Source organism: Acetobacter vaccinii (assembly GCF_008365315.1).
Taxonomy (GTDB): Bacteria; Pseudomonadota; Alphaproteobacteria; order Acetobacterales; family Acetobacteraceae; genus Acetobacter; species Acetobacter vaccinii.
In genome coordinates, this window is record NZ_CP043508.1 from 55,388 (window position 1) to 81,441 (window position 26,054).

Annotated in this window: 29 protein-coding genes and 2 pseudogenes; 11 read left to right on the top strand and 20 right to left on the bottom strand. The window is 57.6% G+C overall.

Annotation, left to right across the window (positions count from 1 at the left end; translation table 11 throughout):
• Nucleotides 1-17: 17 nt before the first annotated feature.
• Complete coding sequence (locus FLP30_RS13760) at nucleotides 18-944, bottom strand: aromatic alcohol reductase (protein WP_149280483.1); 927 nt, start codon at nucleotides 942-944, stop codon at nucleotides 18-20.
• 39 nt (nucleotides 945-983) lie between these two features.
• On the opposite strand from FLP30_RS13760, the pseudogene FLP30_RS13765 reads away from it, so the two are divergent.
• Nucleotides 984-1,457, top strand: a pseudogene (locus FLP30_RS13765) (winged helix-turn-helix transcriptional regulator); the annotation flags it as partial.
• A gap of 296 nt (nucleotides 1,458-1,753) precedes the next feature.
• Here FLP30_RS13765 and FLP30_RS13775 read toward each other — a convergent pair.
• Nucleotides 1,754-2,620, bottom strand: a complete 867-nt coding sequence (locus tag FLP30_RS13775; protein WP_149280482.1) for an NAD(P)H-binding protein — start codon at nucleotides 2,618-2,620, stop codon at nucleotides 1,754-1,756.
• A gap of 115 nt (nucleotides 2,621-2,735) precedes the next feature.
• Here FLP30_RS13775 and FLP30_RS13780 point away from each other — a divergent pair, with 115 nt between their 5' ends.
• Nucleotides 2,736-3,089 (top strand): winged helix-turn-helix transcriptional regulator, encoded by a 354-nt coding sequence (locus FLP30_RS13780; RefSeq protein ID WP_149280577.1) that lies wholly within the window; start codon nucleotides 2,736-2,738, stop codon nucleotides 3,087-3,089.
• Between the two features lie 397 nt (nucleotides 3,090-3,486).
• On the opposite strand, the gene FLP30_RS13785 is transcribed toward FLP30_RS13780, so the two are convergent.
• Nucleotides 3,487-4,146 (bottom strand): TetR/AcrR family transcriptional regulator, encoded by a 660-nt coding sequence (locus FLP30_RS13785; protein WP_149280578.1) that lies wholly within the window; start codon nucleotides 4,144-4,146, stop codon nucleotides 3,487-3,489.
• A 108-nt stretch (nucleotides 4,147-4,254) separates the two neighbouring features.
• Here FLP30_RS13785 and FLP30_RS13790 point away from each other — a divergent pair, with 108 nt between their 5' ends.
• Together FLP30_RS13790 and FLP30_RS13795 are read left to right on the top strand one after the other, a co-directional pair.
• Nucleotides 4,255-4,821, top strand: a complete 567-nt coding sequence (locus FLP30_RS13790; RefSeq protein ID WP_149280579.1) for a hydrolase — start codon at nucleotides 4,255-4,257, stop codon at nucleotides 4,819-4,821.
• Between the two features lie 48 nt (nucleotides 4,822-4,869).
• Entirely contained in the window at nucleotides 4,870-6,294 is a 1,425-nt protein-coding gene (locus FLP30_RS13795; RefSeq protein WP_149280580.1) for a DHA2 family efflux MFS transporter permease subunit, read from the top strand.
• 90 nt (nucleotides 6,295-6,384) lie between these two features.
• Here the strand turns inward: FLP30_RS13795 and FLP30_RS13800 are convergent, their stop codons facing one another.
• The 3 genes from FLP30_RS13800 to FLP30_RS13810 all read right to left on the bottom strand — a co-directional run bounded on the left by FLP30_RS13800 (nucleotide 6,385) and on the right by FLP30_RS13810 (nucleotide 7,953).
• The gene (locus tag FLP30_RS13800; protein ID WP_149280581.1) at nucleotides 6,385-6,690 is read right to left on the bottom strand and encodes a CcdB family protein; all 306 of its coding nucleotides are present in this window, start codon (nucleotides 6,688-6,690) and stop codon (nucleotides 6,385-6,387) included.
• Complete coding sequence (locus FLP30_RS13805; protein ID WP_210419368.1) at nucleotides 6,691-6,891, bottom strand: type II toxin-antitoxin system CcdA family antitoxin; 201 nt, start codon at nucleotides 6,889-6,891, stop codon at nucleotides 6,691-6,693.
• A gap of 174 nt (nucleotides 6,892-7,065) precedes the next feature.
• Nucleotides 7,066-7,953 (bottom strand): LysR family transcriptional regulator, encoded by an 888-nt coding sequence (locus FLP30_RS13810; protein ID WP_149280621.1) that lies wholly within the window; start codon nucleotides 7,951-7,953, stop codon nucleotides 7,066-7,068.
• A 126-nt stretch (nucleotides 7,954-8,079) separates the two neighbouring features.
• On the opposite strand from FLP30_RS13810, the gene FLP30_RS13815 reads away from it, so the two are divergent.
• The 7 genes and pseudogenes from FLP30_RS13815 (at nucleotide 8,080) to FLP30_RS13850 (ending at nucleotide 13,483) form a co-directional block, all read left to right on the top strand.
• Complete coding sequence (locus FLP30_RS13815; protein WP_149280583.1) at nucleotides 8,080-9,270, top strand: MFS transporter; 1,191 nt, start codon at nucleotides 8,080-8,082, stop codon at nucleotides 9,268-9,270.
• 798 nt (nucleotides 9,271-10,068) lie between these two features.
• Nucleotides 10,069-10,266 (top strand): annotated as a pseudogene (locus FLP30_RS14320) (NAD-dependent epimerase/dehydratase family protein); the annotation flags it as partial.
• Nucleotides 10,267-10,530: 264 nt separating this feature from the next.
• On the top strand, nucleotides 10,531-11,103 hold the full coding sequence (locus FLP30_RS13830) for a hypothetical protein (RefSeq protein ID WP_149280584.1): 573 nt from the start codon (nucleotides 10,531-10,533) through the stop codon (nucleotides 11,101-11,103).
• A gap of 399 nt (nucleotides 11,104-11,502) precedes the next feature.
• The gene (locus FLP30_RS13835; protein WP_081775326.1) at nucleotides 11,503-11,772 is read left to right on the top strand and encodes a hypothetical protein; all 270 of its coding nucleotides are present in this window, start codon (nucleotides 11,503-11,505) and stop codon (nucleotides 11,770-11,772) included.
• A gap of 361 nt (nucleotides 11,773-12,133) precedes the next feature.
• Nucleotides 12,134-12,484 carry a hypothetical protein gene (locus tag FLP30_RS14325; RefSeq protein WP_246856676.1) on the top strand — a complete coding sequence of 117 codons (351 nt, stop codon included), beginning with the start codon at nucleotides 12,134-12,136 and terminating at the stop codon, nucleotides 12,482-12,484.
• The gene (locus FLP30_RS13845; RefSeq protein WP_149280586.1) at nucleotides 12,481-12,858 is read left to right on the top strand and encodes a hypothetical protein; all 378 of its coding nucleotides are present in this window, start codon (nucleotides 12,481-12,483) and stop codon (nucleotides 12,856-12,858) included. Before FLP30_RS14325 ends, FLP30_RS13845 begins: the two co-directional genes overlap by 4 nt.
• 67 nt (nucleotides 12,859-12,925) lie before the next feature.
• On the top strand, nucleotides 12,926-13,483 hold the full coding sequence (locus tag FLP30_RS13850) for a phosphate-starvation-inducible PsiE family protein (protein WP_149280587.1): 558 nt from the start codon (nucleotides 12,926-12,928) through the stop codon (nucleotides 13,481-13,483).
• A 465-nt stretch (nucleotides 13,484-13,948) separates the two neighbouring features.
• Here FLP30_RS13850 and FLP30_RS13860 read toward each other — a convergent pair whose 3' ends face one another.
• The 14 genes from FLP30_RS13860 to FLP30_RS13930 form a co-directional block, all read right to left on the bottom strand.
• Nucleotides 13,949-14,431: an Hsp20 family protein gene (locus FLP30_RS13860; protein ID WP_149280589.1), complete on the bottom strand. Its 483-nt coding sequence runs from the start codon at nucleotides 14,429-14,431 to the stop codon at nucleotides 13,949-13,951.
• A 655-nt stretch (nucleotides 14,432-15,086) separates the two neighbouring features.
• Entirely contained in the window at nucleotides 15,087-15,356 is a 270-nt protein-coding gene (locus FLP30_RS13870; RefSeq protein WP_246856677.1) for a hypothetical protein, read from the bottom strand.
• Entirely contained in the window at nucleotides 15,353-16,276 is a 924-nt protein-coding gene (locus tag FLP30_RS13875) for a DNA/RNA non-specific endonuclease (protein ID WP_149280591.1), read from the bottom strand. Before FLP30_RS13875 ends, FLP30_RS13870 begins: the two co-directional genes overlap by 4 nt.
• A gap of 53 nt (nucleotides 16,277-16,329) precedes the next feature.
• A complete protein-coding gene (locus FLP30_RS13880; protein ID WP_149280592.1) occupies nucleotides 16,330-16,542 on the bottom strand; it encodes a hypothetical protein in 213 nt (70 codons plus the stop codon).
• A 46-nt stretch (nucleotides 16,543-16,588) separates the two neighbouring features.
• A complete protein-coding gene (locus tag FLP30_RS13885; protein WP_149280593.1) occupies nucleotides 16,589-17,089 on the bottom strand; it encodes a hypothetical protein in 501 nt (166 codons plus the stop codon).
• Nucleotides 17,086-17,475, bottom strand: coding sequence for a hypothetical protein (locus FLP30_RS13890; RefSeq protein ID WP_149280594.1), 390 nt, complete (start codon nucleotides 17,473-17,475; stop codon nucleotides 17,086-17,088). The genes FLP30_RS13885 and FLP30_RS13890 overlap by 4 nt, the downstream gene beginning before the upstream one ends.
• Nucleotides 17,476-17,494: 19 nt before the next feature.
• The gene (locus FLP30_RS14185; protein ID WP_168200146.1) at nucleotides 17,495-17,671 is read right to left on the bottom strand and encodes a hypothetical protein; all 177 of its coding nucleotides are present in this window, start codon (nucleotides 17,669-17,671) and stop codon (nucleotides 17,495-17,497) included.
• The gene (locus FLP30_RS13895) at nucleotides 17,668-17,940 is read right to left on the bottom strand and encodes a hypothetical protein (protein ID WP_149280595.1); all 273 of its coding nucleotides are present in this window, start codon (nucleotides 17,938-17,940) and stop codon (nucleotides 17,668-17,670) included. The genes FLP30_RS14185 and FLP30_RS13895 overlap by 4 nt, the downstream gene beginning before the upstream one ends.
• A 163-nt stretch (nucleotides 17,941-18,103) precedes the next feature.
• Entirely contained in the window at nucleotides 18,104-18,574 is a 471-nt protein-coding gene (locus FLP30_RS13900; RefSeq protein WP_149280596.1) for a DUF3085 domain-containing protein, read from the bottom strand.
• A gap of 90 nt (nucleotides 18,575-18,664) precedes the next feature.
• Nucleotides 18,665-18,961 carry a DUF5983 family protein gene (locus FLP30_RS13905; RefSeq protein ID WP_149280597.1) on the bottom strand — a complete coding sequence of 99 codons (297 nt, stop codon included), beginning with the start codon at nucleotides 18,959-18,961 and terminating at the stop codon, nucleotides 18,665-18,667.
• Nucleotides 18,962-19,068: 107 nt separating this feature from the next.
• The gene (locus tag FLP30_RS13910) at nucleotides 19,069-19,686 is read right to left on the bottom strand and encodes a hypothetical protein (protein ID WP_149280598.1); all 618 of its coding nucleotides are present in this window, start codon (nucleotides 19,684-19,686) and stop codon (nucleotides 19,069-19,071) included.
• Between the two features lie 239 nt (nucleotides 19,687-19,925).
• Entirely contained in the window at nucleotides 19,926-20,330 is a 405-nt protein-coding gene (locus tag FLP30_RS13915) for a DUF6876 family protein (RefSeq protein ID WP_246856678.1), read from the bottom strand.
• Between the two features lie 807 nt (nucleotides 20,331-21,137).
• A complete protein-coding gene (locus FLP30_RS13925; RefSeq protein WP_168200147.1) occupies nucleotides 21,138-23,105 on the bottom strand; it encodes a ParB/RepB/Spo0J family partition protein in 1,968 nt (655 codons plus the stop codon).
• A 359-nt stretch (nucleotides 23,106-23,464) separates the two neighbouring features.
• Nucleotides 23,465-25,837: a TonB-dependent receptor gene (locus FLP30_RS13930; RefSeq protein WP_246856679.1), complete on the bottom strand. Its 2,373-nt coding sequence runs from the start codon at nucleotides 25,835-25,837 to the stop codon at nucleotides 23,465-23,467.
• Nucleotides 25,838-26,054: the final 217 nt, after the last annotated feature.

The following is a 26,054-nucleotide window of genomic DNA, read 5'->3' on the forward strand; positions in this document are numbered from 1 at the left end:
CGCAAACAGTGAGTGGTTTAAGCTACAAGACTTTGCTGGTGTTTTAGCCAGGTCATGACGTCGGTTACTTCAATGCCCTGTAAAGCGTTGAAAGTCTGCTTCTTGTCCCATGCCACGCCAGTATCGCGTGCGAACGCAAGACGATATTTCCGTATTCCGTCATCAGGGTGTGCGGCGACTTCTGCGCGTAGCCTATCCATATCCCACAGTTCCCGAATGACAGGGCGGCCAAAATAGTGCTCCATTTTTTCGGCGAGTTGAGCGTAGGAGAACGTATCCCCGGCAACGTAAACCACCTCGTTCTGGATCGGCGGTTTATGGGCGAGGATGCTCGCTGTAAGTCGTCCTATATCTTCGGAAGTGGTCACCGTCAGACGGTTATCCCAACTGCCAAGTGCGCGAACCTTGGCACCTTGAAGATCCACCAAACCGAAAGCTTGCTCAAACAGAAAGCTGGTGAAGATTCCTGTCGAAACGATTATCCATCGGGTCGCAGATTGACCGCGCAGCAGGTCCCTTACGTCTGATTGCTCATCAAATACTGGCTGCCCGCTGCCACGTCCAACAACATCGTAATCGACACCAAACTGCCACGGCACATAACGGTCCACCCCAGCTTTAAGGACAGCACTGGTAATTTTACGCTGTGTACCGGAACCACCAACAAACCCGGTACAACATATAACCGTATTGAACTTGGCGAAGAGGACGGAGAGGCCATCTACCGTTTCCGTCGCGAGATCGGCATAAACGATCTTCAGGCCTTTTTGCTTTAATTGTCGCGCAATATCTGTTCTGGTGCTTCCGCTTGATGGTCTGAGAAGAACGCTGATTGACCGAGTGCATTCCGGGTTCTGTTCAAGCAGGCCGGTGATGACGGTCTGACCAAGCTCTCCGGCGCCGATGACAAGGGTTTCAATGACAGGGGTCTTCATCGCTGGCATCAGGAATTCCTTATGGTTATGAAGTTAAAATAAGACGCGATGTGGGAAAACGAAGAAGGTACACGAGTGATACCGTTCGATAATCTGGACTTCGATGCCGTGATGGCTCAGTCGCAGGCAGCCTGTGCTGCTCTCAGTGACGATGATGGCGGGTTGAAGCGAGAAGTGCTTGCGCATGCCGGCAACAGATGGTCACTCGGTATTGTCCATATTCTCGGTGTTGCTGGTACTCTCCGGCACGCAGAGCTGGCGCGGCGGCTTGATGGGGTTACGCAGCGTATGTTGACGCGCTCTCTTCGTCAGTTAGAACGCGACGGTCTTATTATTCGCCGTGATTATGGTGAGGTTCCGCCACGGGTGGATTATACTCTCACTCCGTTGGGAAAGGGGCTGCTCGTAGGAATGATGCCTCTTTGGCGGTGGATTATTGACAACGCTGCAGCATTCAGAACGGCACGCGATCGGTTCGATAGTGAGAGGAATAGCACTTTCGTTGAGCCTCGTGACGGTCTGAATCAGCAACAGTGTTTGAGCGGCGGAGCTAATGCGCCATGGCACTCCGCTTTTGAGGATAGCGTTGGTGATTGTGACGAGAGGCCGCTCAAACACAGTTGCTAGCCGCCCGGGACGCCATCGCCCTGGAAAGCCATCTGGTCGAGTGCCCTGGCAACGCCGACATCCAGTTGGACCTGACCTCCTGCTGAACTACGCCTCCAACGTGGTCATGTACCCGCAATTCCAAGCCTACTTGCACCGGTGGTGCGGAGCCTTCGTCGACTGGCGCAGCAAAGAACCCAGCAAGTGCGGGGCTACGACTGCCCCAGTCCTCCGGCGGTACTCGCCAGAATCTCGGCCAGGGAACATGGCGTGCCTCCGGTCAAACGCACGATGTCACCGCTGACGATGTCGTAGGCGCCACGCGCCTGCCGCGCCTTCATCGATACCACGGCATCGGCAACCACGTCAGGCAGACCCGTTTTGAGCAACCCGGCTCGCAACACCTCGGCGGGCATAACGTTCAAGGCAAAGGGCCGCTGGATCTGCTGCGCGACCAGTCTGCAGACCGCTTCACCACGCAGGGCTTCAGAGCCTGTCAGCTGATATATGGCGCCCTCGTGGCCCTCGCTGGTCAATGCGGCGGCGGCAGCTTTGGCCACGTCGCCGCGCGAAACGAAACTGACGCGGCTGTCCTCAAGCATCGCAAGCCCGCCTGCCGTCAAAGACATCCGCACCTCTTCGACCAGCGTCTCGGAAAAATAGCTCATACGCAGTATCGTCCATGCGGGGATCGCGCTCTTGATCAACGCCTGCTCACTGTGCCAATACGCCGCCCCAACGGCGGACTCCCCCTCACGCTGCGTCCCGGTTGCCGACAACAGGAAGACGTGACCGACCTCGGCCTGTGCAGCGGCATCCACGGCCGCCAACATCTGGCGCGAACGAATCCCCGGCCGCAGATCAGCCCCCGGAATCAACAACAGGCGATCCAGGCCCTGATAGGCCGCCACCAATGTCTCGGATTGGTCGTAGTCGCCTAAGCGACCTGCGTAGGTTCGATCGGTCTTGGGGGTGCGCGAAATCGCCACCAAGTTTTCGGCCGCAACCGTTTCCGCCAACGCCTGAACAACTGCGCTACCGAGCTGGCCGCTGGCACCGCTCACACCTATTTTCATCATCAGATTCCATGGTTATTTATGGTTCTTTAGGATAAATTTGTTCCTATAAGCTAACAAGTACGCATGAATTCATGCGTCAGGAACACCCAGGTTCCTGTCGGCCCAAGGAGTAGCAATGGAAAATGTAGAAGCGGAATGTCGCGGCCTGGCAGAGGTGATTGCACGCATTGGCGACAAGTGGACGGTCATGGTCTGTGGCCATCTCTCAGAAGGCACCCATCGTTTCAATGCGTTGAAGCACCGCATCCCCGGCATCTCGCACCGGATGCTGACCATCACTCTGCGCGGGCTCGAACGCGATGGACTGGTGGCTCGCAAAGCCTATGCTACCGTCCCGCCGAAGGTTGAGTACTGTCTGACCCCATTGGGGCAAAGCCTGACAGGACCTCTGGCAGCCCTGGCAAGTTGGGCCCGTCCCGCCCTTGAACAGGCCCGCGCCGCATTTGATCGTCGTGCCGCGCAGGACTGAACTGGCGTTGAGGTGTGATGAAGCGCGCCGTCAATCAGCGGCGCATGCGGGGCATCATTCCATCAAGTTGAACCACTTAACCATGCGCTCGCTCAGGTGTTTGTCCAGAGATGTCGGTTCATTTTGCTACAGTATAATTACCAATATGCGCAGCATCGTGAGGCACATGAGCGGAAATTACTGGCAGACGGGAACAACGGTGACGGCATACGCGAGTATGTCGGACTTGCCACGCGCACATGTCCGGTTTTGGAAATCTTTATCGCGCCTTGTATGTCGAGGATGAGGCGGAAGCCGCCGCTGCGCATCTCGCACTTCGCAAGTGCGGCCGATCTCTCGCGCCGTCAGTCGAAGGACGCATCACACCGGGAGAGTGTGGCTTCGTCTCCGGTTCGCATTAGCGTGTCTTTCCATCCGTTGCGCTGTCTGAACCGCGCCGGAACGGCGCCAGCCTGTCGGAAAGATAAAGTCGGTTCATCCGCCGCAACTCATCGGGCGCGCCCGACGTCGTGGGCGCGTCGTTCGCGAGCATGCCGCGCAAGACTTTCATGGTGTTCAGAACGACCGCCGCGATGTCTTTCGCCAGCGCCTCATCCAGTCCCGGCGTACACACGCGCAGCGCCGCCGCAATTCCGGCCACGGCATGACCTCGCGCGCGGTCGCGGATCTCCATCTTGTCAGTCCGCGCCTCCATCAGGGCGGACAGCGATTTCACACGCGGATGAAGCGTGACAAGCAGTTCGATCAGGATATCCGCCAACGCTTCCGGCGAAAGCGTGGCCGCACGTTTGGCAAGTGCTGCGTATTCGTCTTCCAGAATGGCGATATGCCGCTGCACCAGAGCGTCCGCCACAGCCTCCTTGTTCGGAAAGAAGCGATAGAGCGAGCCGATCTTCGCCCCGGCGCGCGCGGCGATCTCCGCCATGGTCGTCGCCTCGTAACCGCGTTCCGCCATCAGGTCGGACGCAGCCGCGAGCAGTTCCTCGACGCGCTGGCGTCCAGCCGAGCGTAGCGGCTGAAGAGGTGTCCGTTTTGCTCTTGACGTATTTGAGTCCATCCTCAAATAATGCTCCTGTTTGAGTATCTGCTCAACTTCTAACGGTTCCGTGCGGTCTGGACAACGCTTCGGGACGGTCGCGCGAACGTCAACAGGGAAGCTCACGCCATGATTTCACTTCCGCCCACCCGGACGGCCCTCGTCCTGATCGATCTCCAGAAGGGAATCACGGGACTGCCTTTGGCCCCGATACCGGGGGCCACGATCGTCGAACGATCGAAAGAACTCGCGGCGCGTTTCCGGGCCGCCGGTGCTCCCGTCATTCTGGTGAATGTCGCGTTCGCGCCCGATTTCGCGGACGCGGTGCATGCGGTCGTCGATCGCTCCTTTTCGCCGCCCGGAGGCTTTGCTCCCGACTGGACCGAACTGGTTGACGGGCTCGCCAGACCGAATGATCTGCGTATCACGAAACGGCAATGGGGTGCCTTCTACGGCACGGATCTCGACCTTCAGTTGCGGCGGCGCGGCATCACCACCATCGTCCTGGGCGGAATCGCGACCAATCTGGGCGTGGAGTCCACCGCTAGGGGGGCTCATGAGCATGGATACAACGTCGTGCTCGCCGAGGATGTTATGTCCACATTCACCGAAGAGATGCAGCGCTTTGCCTGCGAGGAGATTTTTCCTCGTCTTGGCCGCGTGACGACCAGCGAGGCGATTGCCTTGGATGCGTGAGCGAATGGCGGACATCTGCGCGTCTCGCGGTTCCCGGCGAGATCATTCATGAACGCCGGAACGTCGTTGCCAGCCCAAGGCTCGGATCAACTGCCTCCCGGAATCTGGAAAATCGTGAGCGTCGCGGCGATCGGGTCTTTCATGGCGCAACTGGACGCCACGATCGTCAACGTGTCGCTCCCCGATCTCGTTAGGACCCTGCACGCGCCGTTTTCAAGCGTTCAATGGGTGGTCAGCGGTTATCTGCTGGCACTAGCCCTGACGTTGCCGCTGAACGGATGGCTCGTAAGCCGCCTCGGGGGGCGAGCGGTCTATTTATGGTGCTTCGGTGCTTTCACGCTGACATCAGGCTTCTGCGCGCTGGCATGGTCGGCACCGTCCCTGATCGCGTTCCGCCTGCTGCAAGGCATGGCTGGCGGCCTGCTTGCTCCCATGGCGCAGATGACGGTCGCCCGTGTGGCGGGCCGACAGATGCCGAGGGTTGCGAGTGCGATGACGGCACCCGTTCTGCTCGCGCCGCTTCTCGGACCCGTTGTCGCGGGAGCCATTCTCTCCGTCGCGTCGTGGCGCTGGATCTTTCTTCTCAATGTGCCGGTCGGGCTGGCGGCCTTTGTCCTCGCCGTCCTGTTTCTCCCGGACGACAGAGCGGGCGCGCGTGCCCGTCCGCTTGATCTGACAGGGCTCGGGCTGCTCGGGCCTGCCCTGGTGTTGTTTCTCTACGGCATGGATCACATCGCCCGACCTTACGGGCAGGCGACCCTGAGCGCATCCCTTGTGCTGTTCGTCCTGTATATCCGATCCGCGCGACGCAAGGGCGACGATGCGCTGATCGACCTGCGCCTGTTGCGTGCGCCCGCCTTTTCGGTGTCGGCGATCATCATGTTTCTGACGAACGGGGTGTCGTTCGCTGGTCAGATGCTTCTACCCGTATGGCTGATCCACGCCTGCGGTGTCTCGCCCGAGCGGACGGGCCTGCTCATGGCCCCGCTGGGCCTGGGAATGATGTGCGTCTATCCGCTCATTGGTCGTCTGAGTGACCGGTTTGACGCGCGCGATCTGACCGGTTGCGGCGCGCTGCTTTCGCTGGTTGGAACACTGATTCTGGCTGTGCTCGCCTATAACGGTCTAAACGCCGCCCTGCTCAGCGTCGCCCTGCTTCTGCGCGGTGGTGGCGGAGGAGCCGTGGGCATTCCGGCGATGAGCGCGGGGTATGCGTCGATCGCTCGGGACGATATTCCCATGGCAACGACTGCGCTGAACATCATGCAAAGGATCGGGGGGCCGACGTTGACCACGGTGTGCGCCACATTCCTTGGATGGCGGCTCGCGACAATCGGTCCGTCTCATATCCCATCAGAGGCTTTTGCTGAAGCATTTGGAGTGCTCGCGTTATTTCATGGCGTTCTGCTGCTCACGACGCGCTTCATCAACCACTCAGAAAACAACCGCGAAACTCGGCAACCTTCGACGTGACTGTACTTTGAGCGGTCACCAAAAAAAACAAATCAGGCAAGCTCTGCTGAATTTTTCTGCTTTGAGGCGAAAGCCGACTAAGGCTTTCTCTCAGAAACCAGTCAAAAGCAGATCAATAGCTTGGGTGATTTCATCCTGAGAGAGAGACAATGAAGTCACGACTTTTTTCAGATCACGTCCAGGCACAGCAGCCATAAACTGTGTCATCATAACGAACGACTGGTCATCGATTACGAAAACCGGATTCAGTCTCTTTGCTGGCTTGGGTGCCACTTTCTGAGATAAGAGTGGTACCACGATGCGGGTGCCCAACTCGTCAAGTATATCTGCCTGCACATCTAAAACGAAACGCGCGTCACCTCGTCCGGCCAAACGATACACATCAAAACGGGCCATTCAGAAGTTCCGATAATCCGCGAGAGGAAGACCATTCTCTTCGACATACTGCCGGGATGCTTCAAGGGAGGAGCGATTTTCTGCGAGCCATTGTTGAGCACGGATTGAAGCGATCGCTGACTTCAACCCCTGTTCGCAGGCTTGCGATATGTTGAGGTCAAGCGATTTGGCTTCTTCGAGTAACTGAGCCGGTAACGTCACATTAGTCGGACGACGTGATGGGCTGGTAGAATGCAGGCGAACCATAGCTTTACTCCAAGTCCTAGAAACCGGAACTTAGCACATATATATGCGCATTTCTATGTGCATATTATCATCTCGAGTTATGGCTGGTTTCCGAACACTCACGCAATTCTCCTTACGTCTGACATGAGCCTATCCCAGCACTAGATGGTCGACTAGAAAATCAACGAACAAACGAGTCTTGGGTAGCATGTAACGGTTCGCCGGCCACAACACCCTGAATGATCCCGCATCGTGGAGCATACCATCGAGAAGCGGGACCAGCGTGCCGGCCTCGATTTTCCTGTTCACCGCGAATGGCGGAAGGCAGGCAACGCCCAAACCTTGTTCAGCAAGATAGAGGAGCGGTTCGATCGTGCTGACGACTGCTGTCTCCGGCAGATCGAGTTTCAGATCCACGCCATTCCGCATAAGCGGCCACGGCTCTAGCCTTCCGTTGTTCATGTAGCGGTGATGCAGGCAGGCATGATTTAACAGGTCTTCCGGGGTAAGCGGTGTGCCGTGCTGTGCCAAATAGGCAGGCGATGCGACAATGCGGTGTCGAAAGACGCCCAGTTTGCGGTGCATCAAGCGAGTATCGGCGATCTCGCCGGTTCGGATCACCGCGTCGAAACCTTCCTCGATCACCGCGACCATCCGATCGGTGAAATCGATGTCCATCCGGATGTCTGGCCATGTTTTCATAAATGCAGCAATCACGGGCATCAAAAGCATGCCCGCGATCGGCAGGCTTACCCGGAGCACCCCCGAGGGCGTGTCACTGGCCTGGAACAGCATTGCCTCGGCGGCATCGACTTCCTCAAAGATTCGCCGACAATGATCGAGGAAGGTTCTGCCTTCGGCCGTCAAAGTCATGCTGCGGGTGCTGCGATGGAGCAGCCGGACGCCCAACCGCTCTTCCAGACGCGCGATGGCCTTGCCCACAGCCGAAGCGGAAATGCCGAGATCGCGGCCTGTAGCAACGAAGCTGCGGGTCTCGGCGGCGCGCATAAAGGCGTTGAGAGCGCCAAGCCGGTCCATCATTCAAGCCTCACATTGCGGACAATGATGTCCTGACTATTCGGAACTGTAGCTGATTTTTCTGTAATTGTATTGAGCTTACTGTTGGCCCTGCCGAGCCCTTCATCGATTTGCAGGACGATTTTAATGCAGCTTGAACAAATATCACTGGCCTGCGAGGCCAATGCAGAGCGAGAGCGCCTACCTCTCACCAGCCTACTCGCATTGGCAGCCGCGGGATTCCTCACCATCCTCACCGAGACGCTACCCGCTGGTCTTCTTCCGCAGATCAGCGACGGCCTGCACATTTCACAGGAGTTAGCCGGTCAATTGGTGACGGTTTATGCGATCGGCTCGCTGGTTGCAGCCATTCCGCTGACAAGTGCGACCCAGCGTATGCGGCGACGCCCGTTGCTGCTTATGGCAATCGCCGGTTTCGCCGTCGCCAATGTCGTCACAGCCATCGCGTCCTCTTATGCGGTCGTCGTGGCCGCGCGTCTGCTGGCTGGGGTATCGGCCGGACTACTCTGGGCGCTGCTCGCAGGCTATGCCTCCCGTATGGTCGTCCCGCATCTGGAAGGACGCGCGATCGCTGTCGCCATGGTTGGCACTCCGCTCGCTCTATCGATCGGCGTACCGGCTGGCACGTTTCTGGGTGCTTGGGTGGGTTGGCGGTTCAGCTTCGGCATTATGAGCGCGTTGACGTTACTGTTGATCGGATGGACCTGCTTGAAGGTGCCCGACTTCCCCGGTGCGGACCGCGAAAAGAGAATACCGCTGGCGAAGGTTTGGACAATGCCTGGCATTCGCCCGATTTTGATGGTGACGTTAGCTTTCGTACTCGCCCACAATATCCTCTACACTTATATCGCGCCCTACCTGGCCCAATCCGGCATGGTCGCGCAGACGGATCGCGTTCTGCTGGTATTCGGGGTCGCGGCCCTGCTAGGCATATGGGTGGTCGGCGCTTTGATCGATCGCCGACTGCGTCTTCTGACCCTCGGCACTATCATCCTGTTCTTCATGGCAGTGCTGATCCTGGGCCTTGGCCGATCCGAGCCGATGGCGGTTTATGGCGGCGTAACTGTTTGGGGACTCGCTTTTGGCGGCGTGGCGACCTTGTTTCAGACTGCGTCTGCCAAGGCTGCGCGTAGCGGGGCAGATGTCGCGCAATCGATGATCGTTACAGTGTGGAACCTTGCGATTGCAGGCGGCGGCATAGCGGGCGGTCTCATCCTCGGTGGGTTGGGCTCGGTCGCGCTGGTGTGGAGCTTGCTTCCCCTATTGACGGCCTCGTTCTTCATTGTCCGCTTGACCGATGCATTCGGCGCACGATGAGGGGCGGGCCATTGGCTTGTCTCGACCAGTCTGGGGCAAACCGTCCTACCGCCGTTACCCACAGAATGACCGCTCCCACTGTAAGCTGCCCTTTGTCGAACTGGTACGGAACGACAGGACAGTCCCAAGCGCGGTCTATCGTGGCTCGCCTGACAATGTCGGCTTTCGGGCAGCTGCCATCACCACTTTGATGTCTACCCTATAGGTGACTGCCGCCTGTCTGCTTTGTTTTTTCTGAGTCGACAGACGGTCAATTATGTCGAGTAAAAACCCATTCATGAACGCGTCTCTCATCCGGACAGCACAGGCCTGATCCCTCCATGTGCACAGCATATCCACACTGAAGAACTGGAGGCGTCTGAACTGTGAGCGTGCCTCCAAAGGAACGTCCGCTAACATGACTAAGCTGAAGGCCTTTCTGGGCCGATAACCGAACATGTCTCAAGGTCATCCCCTCAATCGCTGCCTCGGGCAAACCTAACCCAACGCCGGCTGTCTTGGCATTTATCGCAGTCAGATCTGTTATGGTCACATCATGAATATGCGGGTCGTTGATGTTACTGGAGCAACGGGATCGGTCATCGAGACAGTCTGCTGCACGAGGCCGGGTTGCGGATCGTGAGATGATCGATCCTGATCTGGCTGGACTCCCTGACAACGACCATCCACATTGGAGAATTGGTCGCCGTAATACCTGAGATCCGTCCATGCTGCACATGCGAAAACTCAATCAGCCAAGGACGTGGCAGACCAAAACGTTACTGACATTGCCACTGCACGATCGCGCATATCGTCTCTATCCGCGCTTCGGTGGTGCGGCTTCCCCAGGTTCACGAGAGGGCAAAGCAGGGGCTCATCACACCGCTGATCGAGATTTTTCGTGCAAATGGGACCTGCGCCTATGTGGGAGATGGGAGCAATTTCTGGCCTGCAGCGCATGTGCTCGACGTTGCCCGTCTTTATAGGCTGGCCATCGAGAAGAGGGCGACGGGTGCTGCGTGCGGCGATCCGGAGTGGTGTGGAGCGCGTGGTGATGACGTCGTCTGTGGCGGCCGCAAGCCGAAGGGTCGGTAGCCCGGACTGCGAATGCGACGAGACGGTGTGGACCGATCCGGATCCCTCTGGTGTGGACGCCTATACACGCTCATATCCGGATCAGACGATCAATGTAGTCTTCCTCCACCTCTTGCTGGCGCTATTTACCCAGCCCATATTCCTGCCGTCGTCCGACACTGCTTAACAGACACGGAGGATTCCAAAATGCATTTTTCTCGTATGTTTCAGGCTGGCGTCTTTGTTGCTACACTGGCCTGCGGCGCGGCTGCCCTGCCTGCGCAGGCTCAGGATACGTTGCGCGTCGTTGATGCACGGGGACACCAGGTCGGTATCCTGGTCCCAGTCCAGGGCATCGCGACGACAGCGGCACTGCCTGATATCGACATGTTCGACGCCGTTAATCGCATGATGGCACGCAATATGGCTCTCATGGAGGCGGTCGATCGGACATTGGGCTCGCGGCTGGGCGGTGCCCTGCGCGCCGTTCCGGCTGTTAGTCATGATCTCCCGAAACAGAGCATGTCCTGGCAGCGTTTCGAGGCGGTCAGCACCGGTGGACCCATCGCCTGTACGCAGACGATCACGATCACATCAGACGGTCAGGCGACGCCAATCGTTCATGTGTCACGCACCGGAAGCAACGCCTGTGCGGCGCTCGCTGCGCAGATGGCAATTGACAATCTCGGAGATCAAAAGGCTGGTTCGACGGCTCTGACGCCCGCCGTCGAGACGCTGACGGAAGACCCGACGAACGGACACGCTGGAAGCGCTCTGTAAGACAGGTGGTGGCCGGAAAACCCTGGGCCACCATTATAGAAGGAAAATATATTGATTTTCTGCGATCATCGCTATGATATTTGACTAATATAAACACCTCCATGTAATTTCCACCCGCAACACCGCCACATAAAATAAATACAAATATAAATAATAAAATTATTCATGAAAAAGAATCTGCATTTCGTGTCCTCTTGACGAGGCAGGCATCTCTTCCAATTTTTCTTTCGCTGGACGCCATCGGGTCCGGCATAGGCTCTGTGAGCCAGACAACTGAAGTCCATGTTGCTTTAATCGGAGGATGTGGATGTCGACACTGAAAGGACTTTATTCCCGCTATCGCCGCTCCTTGCGCACAGCCGCCCGGAGATGGCGCAACCGACTGGAGGGAGGCGTATCATGGTAACGCGCCCCCTTTTTGGAGACGATCCGCTCGCTCCGCGTGTGCTCTCCGTGCTCCGCCGCCTCGGTCATGACGGACGTGGCGTGACGCTAACGTCACTGGTGGCCCATACCGGTATACCGGGGATCAGACTTCGCGCCACGCTGGAACGTCTGGTCCAGACGGGCGCGATCGCCCCTGCCGGGTGTGATCCCCTGGCGTCTGATCTCGCGTTCCGTCTCCCCCTACGGGCAAGAGCCGCACCGCCAGTTTCGGTCGCCGCGTAAGGCACCGACCGCGCCCGGTAGATTGGAAACGCCTTCTCCGAGCGGAAGCGCCATCTTTTCTGGAACGACCGCACGAATGTGAGGGTGGAGCGGGGCCTTCCATCGGAGGTCCCGCGTTTCTGCAGATGGAATCAAAAGCAGCGAGAACAGGGAGATGTCGAGTTTTATCCATTTTCTCAACCTGAAGGCGCTTCAGGACTATTGGAATAACCATCCCCCCGTGCCCCGTTCACGGGGGACCATGCGGCCAGTTTGGTCGCACTCCGCAGAAAAGACGGAGCGAGCGGAACAGACGGCCAAGCAACCTCGGTGCCTTCGGCATAGGGAGAGGAGGCCACACGTCGCTGTCGGTCTCGTCCTCGTGCTGCTGGTCGGAATGGCCTCGCAGGCATCGGCTGATGCGCCGCATGATGTGCTGTCGTGCGACACAGAAAAGCAGCCGGTAAACATTCCATCCATGCCACTGGCCCGCTCCATCGAGATATTGAGCCGGCAGACCGGGTGCCCGGTTCTTGTCGACCCGATCCTTATGGACGGCCGGACCTCGGCAGCCGTCAAGGGCGCCTATACGCCTCAGGCCGCCCTCCTGCATCTGTTCGGGTCCGTGCATGTCGACGTCACCGCCACTGTTTCTGGCTTGAGCGTCAGCCCTCTGGATGCGAGGGCTCTGATATCGCGCGACACGCGGGCCGGCCTGAGGACTGCATCATGACTCTTCGCGCGGGCAGGCCGAACAGAATTATGTCGCTTTCGAGCGTTCAGATCGACACAGAACTGGCGGTCCTGCTGGCAGACTATCTCGGTGACCAGGAAAAAGACCAGGGATATGACGTCCTCATGCGTCGGGCGGCTGACCACCGGATTTATGATCGAATTTCTCGCTGGAGAACCGCGTCTTATCCGGAAGTGACGACCGTCGCCGTGGTCCGAAAACTCCTGCCTGTCGCTGACCGCACGCACATGGCTAAGACCCTGGGTATGTCGTTGGGAGACCTCGAAAACCAGCTGACATTAGCCTTGCCAAAAGGCATGCGAGACCATGCCAGAACATTGTCCTGTCGCCTGCCACGCTGGCAGCGGCTTTGAACCGGATGTGCGCCGGAAGGGCCACGACGTAGGAACTATAACTCAATTCATAGATGGGAAAACGGCTATGGAAGACCTCTCCATGAAACGTTCCTGGCAGAGCAGGGACTGGTCCCACTTCATCAAGCTGTTCAGGGGCCTGACATTCTACGAGCGTTTTGAACAGGCGATCATTCTGACCCTGATTGCGCTCATCATGCTGGTCACCGCCATCGCGACGATTCATCTGATCGGCGCGGTATGGCATCTGGTCGTCGATGTCGGAATCGATCCGATCAACCAGACGATCTTCCAGGCGATTTTTGGCGCGATCTTTACTGTTATCATCGCCCTTGAATTCAAACACTCCCTGCTGGTCGTTCTTGCCCAGCATGAGAACGTCATCCGGGTGCGGACCATCGTCCTGATCGCCCTCCTGGCGATTGCCCGCAAATTCATCCTGCTGGATCTGCATGATGTGACTGCCATGGAACTGTTCGCTCTCTCGGCGGCTGTTATGGCGCTGGGTGCCGTCTACTGGCTGGTCCGCGAGCAGGATGCGCGTGTCGCGCGCGATGCAAGGGAACAGGCGCATCTCGAAGATAATCCTGCGGCCCGCTGTGAGCCTGAACGGTCTTCATCCTGAAGGATCGAAGTAAAGGCGGTCTATAACGCCGCCTTTACTCAATCCCCACTATGTCTCGTGCGATGAGGACGTCTTCTTCGCCGTCTCTGGCCCTGACGGTGCCAGATGATCTGTGTCGATGGGCCGGAAAGGCGGAATGGGTTGTCCGGGAGAGTAGACCGGCCCCTTGTAGTTCTGATCCAACTGGCTTGCGTTCAAGCTGTCGACCAGCATATCACCTGTGCCGTCTTCGTAATGAGTGCGAGCCCCGGTTTTGGGGATTGTGGACGTTCCCTCAGTCGCCCTTGCATCGAACGATGTTGCAGTCGTCCGGACAACATCACCAGCATGTGCGCCCGACTGGCTCAGTAGAGACAAGCTCAGAGCAGCGCACGACAGAGATATTTTCATCCTCTTCATGCTCATGACCTTTCGAGATTCTCCCCCGGCCGGATGAATGGCCGGGGGAGAGTTTTCGTCACGCCATCAGGCTGCCTCTTTCCGCGCCTCAATCTGGGGCACGGCTTCCTCCGCACGTGCTGTAGAGGACGTAATCGCGATACGACGCGGCTTCATCACTTCGGGTATCTCACGTTTCAGAGTAATGGACAGAAGTCCGTTCTCGAAGTGCGCATCGGTGACTTTCATATGCTCGGCCAGATCGAAGCGGCGTTCGAATTCTCTGCCCGCAATACCCCGATGGAGATATTCGGCGGCGCTTTGCGGCTCCGGCGCCTTTCGTCCTGTCACGACAAGAGTATTGCGCTCCTGTGTGATCGTAAGGTCGGCCTCGGCAAGTCCGGCAACCGCCATGTCGATCCGGTAATCATCCTCACCGGTCTTGACGATATCGTAAGACGGCCAGTTATCGACCGCTGGAATCCGGCTGGCGAGATCAAGGGCGTTGAGCATTCTGTCAAAACCCACGCTCGAACGGAACAGGGGAGCAAAATCAACGGTGGCTCTCATAGCCATATCCTCCTTTGAGCAACATGGACACAAGATCAAAACTGATAGTTCTGTCTGCCGACCCCTTTGGCGGCCGGCAGATTCAATCTGGGCACTCCGTGCATGGTGTCAAGAGGTATCAAAAATGCAGAAAGGCAGGTTTGGGCGTCCTCAATCGTTCGCGTGTTCAGAGTGGACCAGAACAATGCCTGATAGCATCGGATGGAAGTTGCTAGCCGCGGCATTCGCCGCGACCATGCTGAGTGCCGCTCCGGCGGAGGCCTGGCCGTGGATTTATGCTGGACCACCAATTGTCGTTCCACCACCAGTCGTGGTCGCGCCGCTAGCTGTCAGTTGGGGTGGGCGGTCTCCTTCAGAAGGTTTATCAACCGCCGGTATGGCACATCAATGCCGCAAGGAGGCCTTCCACCCCATCTGACATGTCTTGTTCTATGATACGTTTTCAGAAGGGGCTGCTTTTATGCAGCCGAGCGGAGAATGCACTCGGGTGGGAGGAAACTCCATCAGCTCATGGTGATTGCGGACTGTCCGCTTAGGAGCTTGGCGAATGGGGGCTTGTATGTCCGGGATGAAGGCGACTGCCGCCTGTCTGCTTTACGAACAGGCAGGCAATCGCTCACTCAGCCTGATCACGTCCGCACCACCGCTCACGATCCTACCCGAACGGGTTTTTCACCGGATGGGTCTGAAACCCCTCTGAGACCACAGGAGGCAGATCGCTGCGGGCTTCCAGCACGGCAATGATCGCCTCCATCTGCGCTTTCAGATGGCGCGCGGCCTCAAGACCCGCCTGATCCTCCCGGATCTCCAGACGACCATACAGGCTGACATGATCGTCCGCATTCTCAAGGGTCAGACCATCCAGACTGACACTCTGCGCGCCACCTCCAAAGGGCACAAAGACCTTCGCTACAGGTTGGTTCACTGGGCGTTCTCCATCACATGGCGCAGAACCCGCCATCCCTCACGGATGAGCGTTTTCTGCAACTGGCGAAAAAGCCGTGCCTCCATCTGGTCTTCACTCCGGCCCCGCCCCCCGTAAGGGCTGGCCATGGCTTCAGGCAAAGGCATGGCCCGGTCTTTCACACTCTGTGCAATCCCCGGAAACGGATCAATCCCGATCCGGGCCTCAAGAGCCGCCACACTCATCTGCGTACAGGACGGTGCCTGCGTATTGGTGCAGACATACGCCCCTGCCCCGTTGCGTTCGGGGTCATAGACCGCCTTCCAGCTCGCGGACGGCACCAGCACTTCCTGCCCGATCGCCTGGATCTGTCCCTCGAACAATGGTCCTGTCACCACATAGAGCGCCCCATCCCGCCGGGCGAGAGCGCGCACGCCCATCTCCACACCGGCCCAGATGCCCTGGTTCAATCGCGGGGTCTGCGGCACGATATTGCTCAGGCTGAATGTCTCCTCCTGGGCCTCCAGACTGCTCGCATCCCCACTGGGCACCTGATGTCCCCGGTCATAGCCAGACCCCCTGTAGTCAGCCAGCCGTGCCCCATCCCCGGCCGGGAGGCGGGTTTCCTCATGGAAATTAGTGGTGCTGCGGCCAATGCGCTTCGCCGCCTCCACATCCTGCCGGGTCAGGTATTCCGCCGCCCAGAGTGGTTCGTGCGCCAGCCCGGAATGAAGAACCGCATATCCCCGGTTGCACAGCAGGACCGTGCGCGGAGCCAGCTTTGGGTTGAGCAGAACCGGCAGTTGATCCTCCGCCCCGAACTCGGGACAGCTGTCCTGCGCCAGGGCAGGTCCCGCCCCCAGAACCGTGCCCAGCACCAGCGCCATCACGGCCACCCGACCCCGCATGGCCTCTCCTTGTGGTCTTGTCTGTCGTCTCATCAGACATATCCTGCCCGCAGGCGTGCTCCGGTACAAGCCCCGTCCGGGCACTCTCATGCCGCCAGGTCCCGCAGCAGCCGGGACGCCCGCAAACCCGCGCGGGCCGCCTGCCGTCGCAAGCCCGCCTGCAGGGACGGTTTCAGACGCCCGGCACGGGCTTCATCTTCAAGCACGGTTTTTTCTCGAAGGAGACGGCGGGCATTGCCCATCCGCCGCACAGAGGAGGCCCGGAACGGAACCGGGCGGACAACTGTCTCATCACGCATCAAGGTTTTTCTCCGAAAGGGGGCCGCTTTGCGGCCCTGATGTCACTCAGAAAAGACTGGCCTGGACAGGGGGAGGAACAGCCTGCGCCACAGGAGGCAGGCCATGGCGGGCCAGAAGCTGACGCAACTGCGCCTGTTCCGACGCATCCCGTTCCTGCACGCTGGCCCGCCGATACGCCGCCTCCAGCCCCCACTGGCGCACACGCTGGGCAAGGACGTGTTCAACATCACACCAGCAGAACTGTGCCTGCCCGTAACAGGGAGCGGTCACGATCTGGTGGATGAATGCCCAGCGCCCGGCCGCTGTGGCCCCATAGCGCTGGAAAAAGCCGTGTCGGTCCACGCAGGCGATAAACCCCCACATCTGGCTGATCTGCTGATAAAGCGGGGTGGTAAACGCCTGCTCGGGCATCCCACGAGCCACGAAGGACAGAATGGCAGTCCCCATGGTGGCTTTTTCCCCGGCGCTCGTATGAGGGGTCGCGCAGAACTGCGTCGCCACGAGAGGTGGCAGACGCAGGCCCGGACACGGCACTGCAGCGCTCATGCCGCCAGCACCTGCGGGCAGGGACGATACGCCTTGTGGAAACGCCCGACATCGGGGAGCCCAGGGGAAGCTCCCCCACCCTGGGCCTCATCCACCTGGAGCAGACGGGCCACTGCAATCTCGCAGCAGACCCCATCCGCCAGGCGGCGGATGATCGCCCGGTCCGAACGCCCGGCAATCACCCGGTCCACCCAGCGGCCCGTAGCCGGATCGCGACAGGCCGCGGCAACCACCCCATTGCAAAACGCCATGACCATCCAGGTCACATCCCGCCCATGGGTCAGATATTCGGGCAGGCGATAGAGCGTCCCCTGGGCCACAGGTCCTACACGCAGGGGGTTGTCACGAGGCGCAAACCAGCGCCCCGCGTAATATTGTCTGAACATCTTTTTCTCCGGTTGGGTCTCAGCGCGCGGCAAGCACTGCCTCTTGCACCATGACGATTGGGTGGTCGGCGACGATGGCCGACAGCACATCCGGACCGAACAGGATTCCGCTTATAAGCACGAGCAGGCTGGCCACCCCGAACAGGAAGCCCGCCAGATCCTTGATATCCTGTCGGGTTTGCGGAGAGAGTTTCATGCACCCTCTCCTTGCCCGTCGGCGCTCTGGACGGCCACATGCCGCCTGCCCCCCGCCCGACCGAGGGGCAGGAAGTCACCATGGGATTCCGGGGACAGGTCAGGCAGTGCAACGACCAGAGTTTCGTTTTCAACCCGGAAGAGATGGGTATGATTGGCAAACTGATACTGGTTCGGACCCATTTTCCTGTAAGTTCTGCCGTGTGGGGTCGCAGCAAACCGGAAGCGTGTTCCCACACGCAGATTCTTGAAAGTGACAGGATCAGACATCGTTTTCTCCTTCTGGTTTTTTTTCTGACCCTTTCAGCCGGCTCATCGGCCGACGCGCAGGTTAAGGGCGGTGCTTGCACCGGGAGCTTGCGACGAACCCTTAGCCTGCGTGACGGACTATGAGAGGCGACTTTTTCTTCTTTGTGTTTCTGTTTCTCCTTTTTTATTTCTTTGTTTTTTTGCTCAGGTACGGTGTCCTGATGTTAACCGGTGTCACATCGATCCAGACTGGCCCGTCACCCGTGGCCTCCAGGGCCTGACGGATCACCTCTGCACTCAGAAATTCAGCACCGTCATCCCCGCCAAAAGAGGCCCGTTTGACGGCATACCAGTCGGAGGAAGAGCCTCGGGGGTCGGCCTCCTTCGCATACGCAACAAGATTGGGCGCGCCAGTGGGATCAGGCAGGCACGGGTTGCCGTTGGACATCAGGTACACTCCCTGGTCGCCAACGAGCATCAGACCTGCCGGAATACGCGTGTCATCGATGTCGTCCAAGGTCGGCATCCGACCAATGACACGAACTTTCTGGTACGCAGGCGAGGAAAGCTGGTCGAGCGTCGGGCTATGGGTCGCGGCTGCTTCAGCATGGGCAAGCAGGCGCTCCACCAGAGCGCGGTCAAAGTGAAGCTTCATGGGAAATTTTCCTTTTCTGATGCGTGAACGGCATAAAAAAAGGGCGGGACACCGGAGTGTCCCGCCCTTTGGGGTTGAATAAGCGCAGTCTTAGAAATCGTAGGTCTGAACGCCATCGATGGGTAGGCCGTCGCGGTCGAACAGGACATAGGCACAGCCCTGTGTGCGCGCCGCCGCGAGAATGGCCGCAAGGCCAGGCGAGGCGTGCTCCGCCGCCCGAAGTTCCGACGAGGCGTAAATCAGCCACCCATACGGACCAGCGAGACAGGAAAGGCCATCCACCCCCTCTGTTTCGATATAACGGGCGAGAAGTGTCCGGTCCTCGGGAGAGAGATGGGCGGTACTCGCATCGGCAAAGCGCTCGATGGGTAAATTGAGTGTCGGCATGACCGGAAATCCTCAAGGCAAAAGGACAAAGCCTCGCGTCAGCGGGGCAGGCCGTAGGGCCACCCGCTTAGGCCCTGCATTGGGCAGGAAGCCCCTGCCCGTCCCCATCAGGATGCGAGAGCCTGCGGTGCCGCGCGCAGGGCGTCCTGTGCGACACTCAGCGGATGGCGGCGTGCGGCGTAAGCCGCACGCAATTCCGCAACAGTGGCGACATCGAGGAGCGTATGAGTGCACTGGCTCAGGCGCTGCACCCGCGCGTTGGCGGCCCGCAGCCACCCATACAGGCCGATGTGCCCCTCTGCCAGGCTAGAGAACTCATCCGGGGTTTTATCAGGCCAAAGGGGTGTGCAGTCAGCGAACTGGAACGGGGTATGCGGCCCGCCCCACATCCGCACCCCATGATCGTCGGGCATCGGCAGCGGGCACTTGAAAATCTCGTACATCCAGGCGTTCGTCCCCAGCGATCCGTTACGATACGCGGCCTCGAAACCTGCCGGGCGGCGTTGCCCTCGCGGCACCGAGATCATGATCATGAAGCTTTCCCGCGGGCGGTCTGCGGCGACACGGGCTCCATATTCAGTTACGGCACTGGGGATCTGGTCAAGCCGCGTCACGACAATATCCTGAGCCGGATAAAAGCTTCCAAGCAGTTCCATGCTTGTGGACGTTCCCAGATCATCATGCTGACGGGTTGCGCGGTTTGCACTGAGTCTCAGACGGGCCATTATGGTTTCCTTTTCATGATTTGTTTTCAACCCTTCCGCGCCCGCCACGTCTGGGAGGCCGGGGCCAGAGCTTGCCTCTGGTGGCGGCCTCCCAGACGTGGCAGCGGGTTTTTCTTTTGTGTTTTGCTGTTTTTCTTTTTGGGTAGCGCTCTGCGCGCGCATCCCCAGCTAAAGGCCGAAGGCGCCCGCGCGTGGTTGTGTCCATTTTGGCGCACGCACGACCCCGGCCTCACCCGTTCTCAGTATTCGGATGTAAGCATGACGACCTTGCCGAGACTGCTATCGGCCACGACGTAAAGCCTCTGTTCTGCCAGCGGGAAATCCGTATAACCCACATGCTGGCGGTACAGGTTGTTGGCCTCGCGCTCGCCGTTTCCATCCGTGCACACAACCTCGGCGCAGTGTTTGGTAAGATCCACCCTAAGCGTCCAGAACTCGAACTCGGCACGCCGGACAGCCGGAACCAGACGCGCACTCGCTATGATGTCCAGCAGCCATGCCGCACCATTTTTGGCCAGATACGCCGCCCCATCGGTCAGGATCAGGCCCATCGTGTAGCGATAATACCGGGTCGTACCGATAAACTGTGCCAGAGCTTCGCCCGTGATTTTCTCAGGCTGGGTGTGTTCAAGTGTCGCAGACATGTCTCTATCCTTTATGGTTTTTTGACAGTCTGCCGCCTGCCGGGACGGCGGCTGTGCGCTCAAACGCGGCGCGTAGCGCCGGGAGCGAAGCCCCACCGTTTGAACGCACAGCCCCGTTCTGGCGGGTATGTTTGCTGTTTGTGTTCTATTTTTTGAGCTGACGTTCTGCTCTGCAGATTTGTGTCCATTTTTGCGCGGACAGTCGTCACGCTCAGTCTCGGTTCTGTTTCCCTTGGGCGCAGGCGGGCGGTTGGGCCTCCCTGCATTGGCCTAGGCAGCAAAACGCCGGGCTGGAGGCGCACCACTCAGCACCGCGCGAGCGTCGGTCGAACGGCTCAGAGAGAGCGTCAGGGGCTTGTCGTGGCGACCATCCCAGCTCAACCCCTCGCAGGGGATCAACAGCCCTGATCTGCGCGCATCCTGATCACGCAGGAAGCACACGCGCTCGTTCCCGCCCTCAGGACGGCAGCAGGGGTGGCGGGACAGTGCCCCGCAGCCACGGCACGCCAGCTGGTAAGTTGGATCACCAGCGGGCCATTCATGATGGCAGCGTCGGCACGTTACGGGATCTCCCACACAGGCCCAACGTGACGAGGCGGGCCTTTTGGGCGCGGGAAGCGGAAAGATATTCGGCCGCATGGCATTCTCCTGTTCTGAATACCTGCTGCCTGCCGGGATGGCGGCCGCGCGCTCAAACGCGGCGCGCAGCGCCGGGAGCGAAGCCCCACCGTTTGAACGCGCGGCTCCGTTCTGGCAGGCGCGCTTTCTGGTCTGTGTTTTTGGGTTTTGGTCTGGAACCGACCGCCGTCAGGCGGCGATGCGCACCACCTCAAGGTGGCTGCCCAGATGGGCTTTCACCGCAGCCCGCGCGTCAGGATCGGCATTGTCCGATGCCAGCACCACGCCAGCCTGTTCAAGCAGCGCGTCCTTCAGCTCGGCCGTTTCGTCGTCCTGGCCTTCAGGGGCAGGCCCCTCGCCTGCGTCACCAGTTTCTGTTGACGCAGTCTCAGCTTCGTCCGCCCCTTCCTGACCTGTTCCATACAGTTCTTCTTCAACGGGAAGCAGGTGGTCAAATTCGCCATCGTCCTCGTCGTGGCCCTCACGATCAGCACGCAAAGCGGCCAGCCTTTCGGCTTTACGCACCATAGCGTCCAGTTTCGCTTTCCAGCCCTCGGCAGCAGACCCAAACCCGGCCTGCTCGGGCACCCAGCGCCCCTCAGGCCCCACATGCGCCATGATGGCATTGCGCATCTCTTTACCGGTGTTACGAGGCAGCAGGTTCAGTGCCTTGCCCGCCTCCATGATACCGGGCTTGCTGAAGCATTTGAGGAAGTCGTCGAACGCCATATTAGGCATCTGCGCATCAGCATCGAACAGCAGCCCCATGAGCTGGGCCGTTACACCACTGCCGCTATGCTGGCTGATCGTGCAGTTTGCGACGTTCTTGAGCACGGAAACCGCTTCCTGTCGTAGGAGTGCAGGATCACGGATCAACACACCTTCTGGGAAGAGTGCGGCCAGAGCGTTCTCCTGTCGGCTCATCTGACCATAAGGCTCCCGTTCAGGGGTATGCACGGTGACATTCTTGCCGCCAAGGGCCAGCAGCAGGGCCGCAACCAGATCCCACGGGTCTACATCCTCAACAACCGCATCAAGTGCCGCGTGCAACGCCTGTGTGCGGATGAGCCCCATCATGGTCAGACCGGTGCCAGAAATGGCCGCCCGCTCTTTAGGCGCAGCAACACTTGCGGGCGCAACGCTACGCGAGGGCGTAGTGACCCCCTGTTCGCCAGCCTCCTGTGGACGCAACGGGATTTCATCGATCTTCAGGGTGTTCGGATTAAGGAAATATCCCATCACATCGGTTTCCTCAGCCCGCATCCAGTCGCGCACCCGTGTATAGCCATCAGGGGGGGCCGCCTGCTCATACTCGCCGACTTCCATTCTGACCCCGCCCTCGGGTAACCCGTCGGCCAGCCACTGTTCCTGTGCGGCGGCAAACGCCGGGCCATCCTCGGTAAAGCGGTTATCCTTCCCGCCCTCGCCGAACAGGTCTTCAGCCCAGACCACGCCACAGGCTTTAGCCATGGCGTCATCAAAGCGGGCATCTGCCGCCATATAACGAGCCTGTTTCAGGTAACGGGAAAGTTCGCGCCAGGGCACGGTGTCCTCTGGATCTTCGGCGTTCAGGCGATACTCGGCCGGGTCAGCATCCTCCTCGACCATATCCTCAAACATTTCAGCCCATGCCGCACGCTGCTCTTCCACTGGGGCTGCGACGATCACTTTCAGATCGTTAAAGTCCGGGCCGCGCCCCATATCGATGGCATGCAGGATCGGGTCATGCAGACCCGCCAGAAGTGAGAGGCGTTTCAGATAGGCGGGTGTGACCATGAGCGCGCGGGCAATCTGTGCGTCCGTATACGCTTTTTCGCGGCGGGCCTTATCGACAAAGCGCCATTGTTCGCTTTGCGTCATTGCCTCACGGATGATGTTTTCGGAACCGGCTGCCAGCCCATCCAGTTTTTCGTCGGCGGATGTGACAATGACGTGCATTTCTCGCATTTTCGCAAGAACGCAGGCGCGACGGCGGCGATGGCCCGCTACGATCATCAGCTGGCCGTCCGGCAGTTCGCGCACCAGCGGCGCCTGCAGCAGACCCACCACCTTGATATTATGAGCGAGGCGTCGGTCGGCCTCGACATTGGGGGGCGAGGTGCGGGGATTTTCGGGGTTGTCGAGAAGATTTTTCGGATCGACGACGCGCAGTTCCATGGAGAGGCTCCTGATCATGGGGAAAACTGGCAGGCGATTGCGTCAGAGCCGCTTTGCTCTTTTTATCAATCTCCTGATGTTTTCCGCGCGGTCGCAGCTTGGGCGGGCGGGCAAGGCCGCGCCGTCAGGCGCGCAACGCCTGGCCTTGAGCCCCCGCATAAGCTGTGACAAACGTTCTTTTAGCTGCATTGCTTTCCAAGTCGACTTTTGGGCTTATGCCGCACACATCTACTTCTGAGGCGTCAAACGAGAGATAATCCTCTCACCTCTTGGCAAATGGAGGGTTCTTCGATCCCTCCATGTTTCGACTGCCGCCGCTCTTAACAGCTGCAGTCGAAACGATCAAAATATAATATCTTTTAATATGTATATTTAACCTCTCCAATAAACATTCTCCCGGTAGACGGTGTCGCTCTATTAGAAAACAAGCTCTGGTAATTTAAGCGATTAGCTAAATTATATCCGTTCATTGATATTTTCCAGTGCTCATCGAAACGATGTGAAATAACCGCACTAAAGTCAACATTAGCTGGCACTCTCAAAGTATTAGCCGCGTTGAGCCACACATGTTGACGCCAAGTCACGCCTCCCCCAATCAGGAAATTGTAAGGCTTACTTGCAAACGCATTGTAAGCACTCCAGAAAGTCGCCTGATTATGGGGAACATAGGGGATATTTTTCCCCAGATTAGCCGCAGTGCTAGAAGCGGTTGTACTGCTATCATACAAGGCATAAGTGGCAGTAACATTCCATCCTGGTAGGATGACGCCGCCAGCCGACAACTCAAGGCCTTGATTGCGCTGCTTGTCCGACGAGCCCTCCAATTCGCCCGTTACTGGATCTGCATTCATAGCGTTGCCTTTATCTAGGCGGAAAAGAGACGCAGTTAATCCAATACGATCATGAAAAATACTATATTTTGCTCCAATTTCATAAAGCTGTGCTTTCTCTGGGCTAGCAAAGGACGTTGTTCCTGGACGAATAGGTACCGAGCCGTTTGTAACATACATACCCATCGGGGTCGTAGAACTAGCCCATGTAAAGTAATAAGTCTGGTGGCTATCAGGTGTAATCATGAGACTTACACTTGGGTTGAATACACCGCTGACATCATGAAAATGTTTGTCGGGATATTTGGAGACATCGCCTCCCGTTACATTATAAGCGGTTTGCCAGCGATCCCATCGGCCTCCTCCCTTGACAGACAACCAGTTCGTAAACCAGATTTGGTCAAAAAGGAAAATGCCAGTATCAAAGCCATACCCATTACTATTGGCTTTGGCACCAATCCCACCAAGATTAACAAGTCCACTCGGATTTGAATTTCCGGGAACCAAATTAAGATTACCCACATTCGGGTTAGGATTGACAAGGCTAGCATATGGTTTTGCATTTAAATACGTGTATTGCTGGCGACTATCGCTAACATTCTCGATATCAAAACCAGCGACAAGCTGGTGCCTTAAAAAGGCAGTTTTGAAATTTGCCACCATAGAAAAGACATTTTGAACAGACCAGCTTTGTTGCTGGTACGGTAAAGGCGCCATGTAGGTACCTGCACCTAGTCCATTTCCTGCGCCGGTAGGCCCTGAACGGGCTACCAGAGCATCTGCCGGATTACCATAAAAATAATTATTTACACATGTTTTATCACAGGTAGCCTTAGATCCTGCGAATGTTCTATAATATTGCCCGCCTCGTAAATCATCATAGAAAGTAATATGATCATTTAGTTTATAAGTAAACCGTGCAGTTTCCATATTATCATTTGTCGAGTTTTGATCACTTCTTGTGCCGTAGAAATTTGTGCGGCGTATCCCATACTCAGTAATGGGCTGTCCATAAGCTGCGCCGGGTTTTGTAACAACCGGCACACCAAAATCCGGTATGGAATTCTCTTGTTGGTGCATATATTGCAATATTAACGTTGCTTTCCTACCCAATCCAAAAGCTATGGAAGGAGCAACCCCCCAACGGTGCGAATAGATATAATCACGTCCAACGATGTCATGTTCATCGCCCATTCCAGTAATTCGAAATGCCGTCGTTTCATTTATTTTACGATTTACGTCGAGTGTACCTCGGTAATAGTTTCCAGAGCCGCCAGAAAACTCCGCTGTCGCACGATTGGACAGTGTTGGAGTTTTTGTGATCATGTTAATCGCACCTCCAGTCGTGCCATTACCAAAGACCTCTGATGAGGGGCCTTTAATAACGGAGACAGTTTCCATATTAAAGGAATCTCGGGAATAAACTCCGTAATCCCTTAACCCATCTTCATAAATATCATTTTGTGCCTGAAAACCTCTAATGAGAAATTGATCACCGTTCATCCCACCAGCGCCCTCGCCAATTGACGAAGTGACCCCTGGGACATCTCGGAGCGCTTCATCCAGAGATTTGACATTTTGTTGCTGCATTAACTGTTGGGGAACAACGTTAATTGTCTGGGGCGTATGCATGACATCTTGCGGCATACGCGACAAACCAAGGTAATCGTGCATTGTATTAAAACCATGACCGGTGACCGTCAGGCTTTCAGTCTCAGCGTCCGATATCTCATTTTTTTTCGTTTGAGATTTGGAATCTTCCTTATATTGATGCTTTTTTTTCACATTTTTTGATGGAGATTCAGCGTCAGCATTAATCGCAGCCGATAGCATGATGCTAGCAGCTATCATTGAAACAAAACCAGTTTTACATTTCTTGTTTAGGATTCTATGCTTTTTCATTTTTTCTCACGCAAACGGCATTAACTGATGGTGCAGCCATAACATATACTCCACAAAATGTTAATGCGAGTTATTATCATTTCCACTCTAAAAATCGCAAAACTGTTTTCTGCGGATTGATAATCCTCCCCCTTTTTGCAGGCCAAAAGTAGCGTCAGCACTGTCGAGAACCCCAACACAATCTTACATAAGATTCCTGCCAGACTTACGCTCGTGT

Excerpts from the sequence above, each read along its gene's own strand:
- FLP30_RS13875 (WP_149280591.1), bottom strand. The coding sequence starts at position 16,276 with ATGAGACGACAGACAAGACCACAAGGAGAGGCCATGCGGGGTCGGGTG.
- FLP30_RS13915 (WP_246856678.1), bottom strand. The coding sequence starts at position 20,330 with ATGTCTGCGACACTTGAACACACCCAGCCTGAGAAAATCACGGGCGAA.
- FLP30_RS13830 (WP_149280584.1), top strand. The coding sequence starts at position 10,531 with ATGCATTTTTCTCGTATGTTTCAGGCTGGCGTCTTTGTTGCTACACTG.
- FLP30_RS13905 (WP_149280597.1), bottom strand. The coding sequence starts at position 18,961 with ATGCCGACACTCAATTTACCCATCGAGCGCTTTGCCGATGCGAGTACC.
- FLP30_RS13850 (WP_149280587.1), top strand. The coding sequence starts at position 12,926 with ATGGAAGACCTCTCCATGAAACGTTCCTGGCAGAGCAGGGACTGGTCC.
- FLP30_RS13910 (WP_149280598.1), bottom strand. The coding sequence starts at position 19,686 with ATGGCCCGTCTGAGACTCAGTGCAAACCGCGCAACCCGTCAGCATGAT.
- FLP30_RS13900 (WP_149280596.1), bottom strand. The coding sequence starts at position 18,574 with ATGAAGCTTCACTTTGACCGCGCTCTGGTGGAGCGCCTGCTTGCCCAT.
- FLP30_RS13845 (WP_149280586.1), top strand. The coding sequence starts at position 12,481 with ATGACTCTTCGCGCGGGCAGGCCGAACAGAATTATGTCGCTTTCGAGC.
- FLP30_RS13925 (WP_168200147.1), bottom strand. The coding sequence starts at position 23,105 with ATGGAACTGCGCGTCGTCGATCCGAAAAATCTTCTCGACAACCCCGAA.
- FLP30_RS13810 (WP_149280621.1), bottom strand. The coding sequence starts at position 7,953 with ATGGACCGGCTTGGCGCTCTCAACGCCTTTATGCGCGCCGCCGAGACC.
- FLP30_RS13795 (WP_149280580.1), top strand. The coding sequence starts at position 4,870 with ATGAACGCCGGAACGTCGTTGCCAGCCCAAGGCTCGGATCAACTGCCT.
- FLP30_RS13885 (WP_149280593.1), bottom strand. The coding sequence starts at position 17,089 with ATGAGCGCTGCAGTGCCGTGTCCGGGCCTGCGTCTGCCACCTCTCGTG.
- FLP30_RS13930 (WP_246856679.1), bottom strand. The coding sequence starts at position 25,837 with ATGAAAAAGCATAGAATCCTAAACAAGAAATGTAAAACTGGTTTTGTT.
- FLP30_RS13880 (WP_149280592.1), bottom strand. The coding sequence starts at position 16,542 with ATGCGTGATGAGACAGTTGTCCGCCCGGTTCCGTTCCGGGCCTCCTCT.
- FLP30_RS13775 (WP_149280482.1), bottom strand. The coding sequence starts at position 2,620 with ATGATGAAAATAGGTGTGAGCGGTGCCAGCGGCCAGCTCGGTAGCGCA.
- FLP30_RS13895 (WP_149280595.1), bottom strand. The coding sequence starts at position 17,940 with ATGTCTGATCCTGTCACTTTCAAGAATCTGCGTGTGGGAACACGCTTC.
- FLP30_RS14185 (WP_168200146.1), bottom strand. The coding sequence starts at position 17,671 with ATGAAACTCTCTCCGCAAACCCGACAGGATATCAAGGATCTGGCGGGC.
- FLP30_RS13835 (WP_081775326.1), top strand. The coding sequence starts at position 11,503 with ATGGTAACGCGCCCCCTTTTTGGAGACGATCCGCTCGCTCCGCGTGTG.
- FLP30_RS13790 (WP_149280579.1), top strand. The coding sequence starts at position 4,255 with ATGATTTCACTTCCGCCCACCCGGACGGCCCTCGTCCTGATCGATCTC.
- FLP30_RS13815 (WP_149280583.1), top strand. The coding sequence starts at position 8,080 with ATGCAGCTTGAACAAATATCACTGGCCTGCGAGGCCAATGCAGAGCGA.
- FLP30_RS13800 (WP_149280581.1), bottom strand. The coding sequence starts at position 6,690 with ATGGCCCGTTTTGATGTGTATCGTTTGGCCGGACGAGGTGACGCGCGT.
- FLP30_RS13890 (WP_149280594.1), bottom strand. The coding sequence starts at position 17,475 with ATGTTCAGACAATATTACGCGGGGCGCTGGTTTGCGCCTCGTGACAAC.
- FLP30_RS13860 (WP_149280589.1), bottom strand. The coding sequence starts at position 14,431 with ATGAGAGCCACCGTTGATTTTGCTCCCCTGTTCCGTTCGAGCGTGGGT.
- FLP30_RS13785 (WP_149280578.1), bottom strand. The coding sequence starts at position 4,146 with ATGGACTCAAATACGTCAAGAGCAAAACGGACACCTCTTCAGCCGCTA.
- FLP30_RS13760 (WP_149280483.1), bottom strand. The coding sequence starts at position 944 with ATGCCAGCGATGAAGACCCCTGTCATTGAAACCCTTGTCATCGGCGCC.
- FLP30_RS13780 (WP_149280577.1), top strand. The coding sequence starts at position 2,736 with ATGGAAAATGTAGAAGCGGAATGTCGCGGCCTGGCAGAGGTGATTGCA.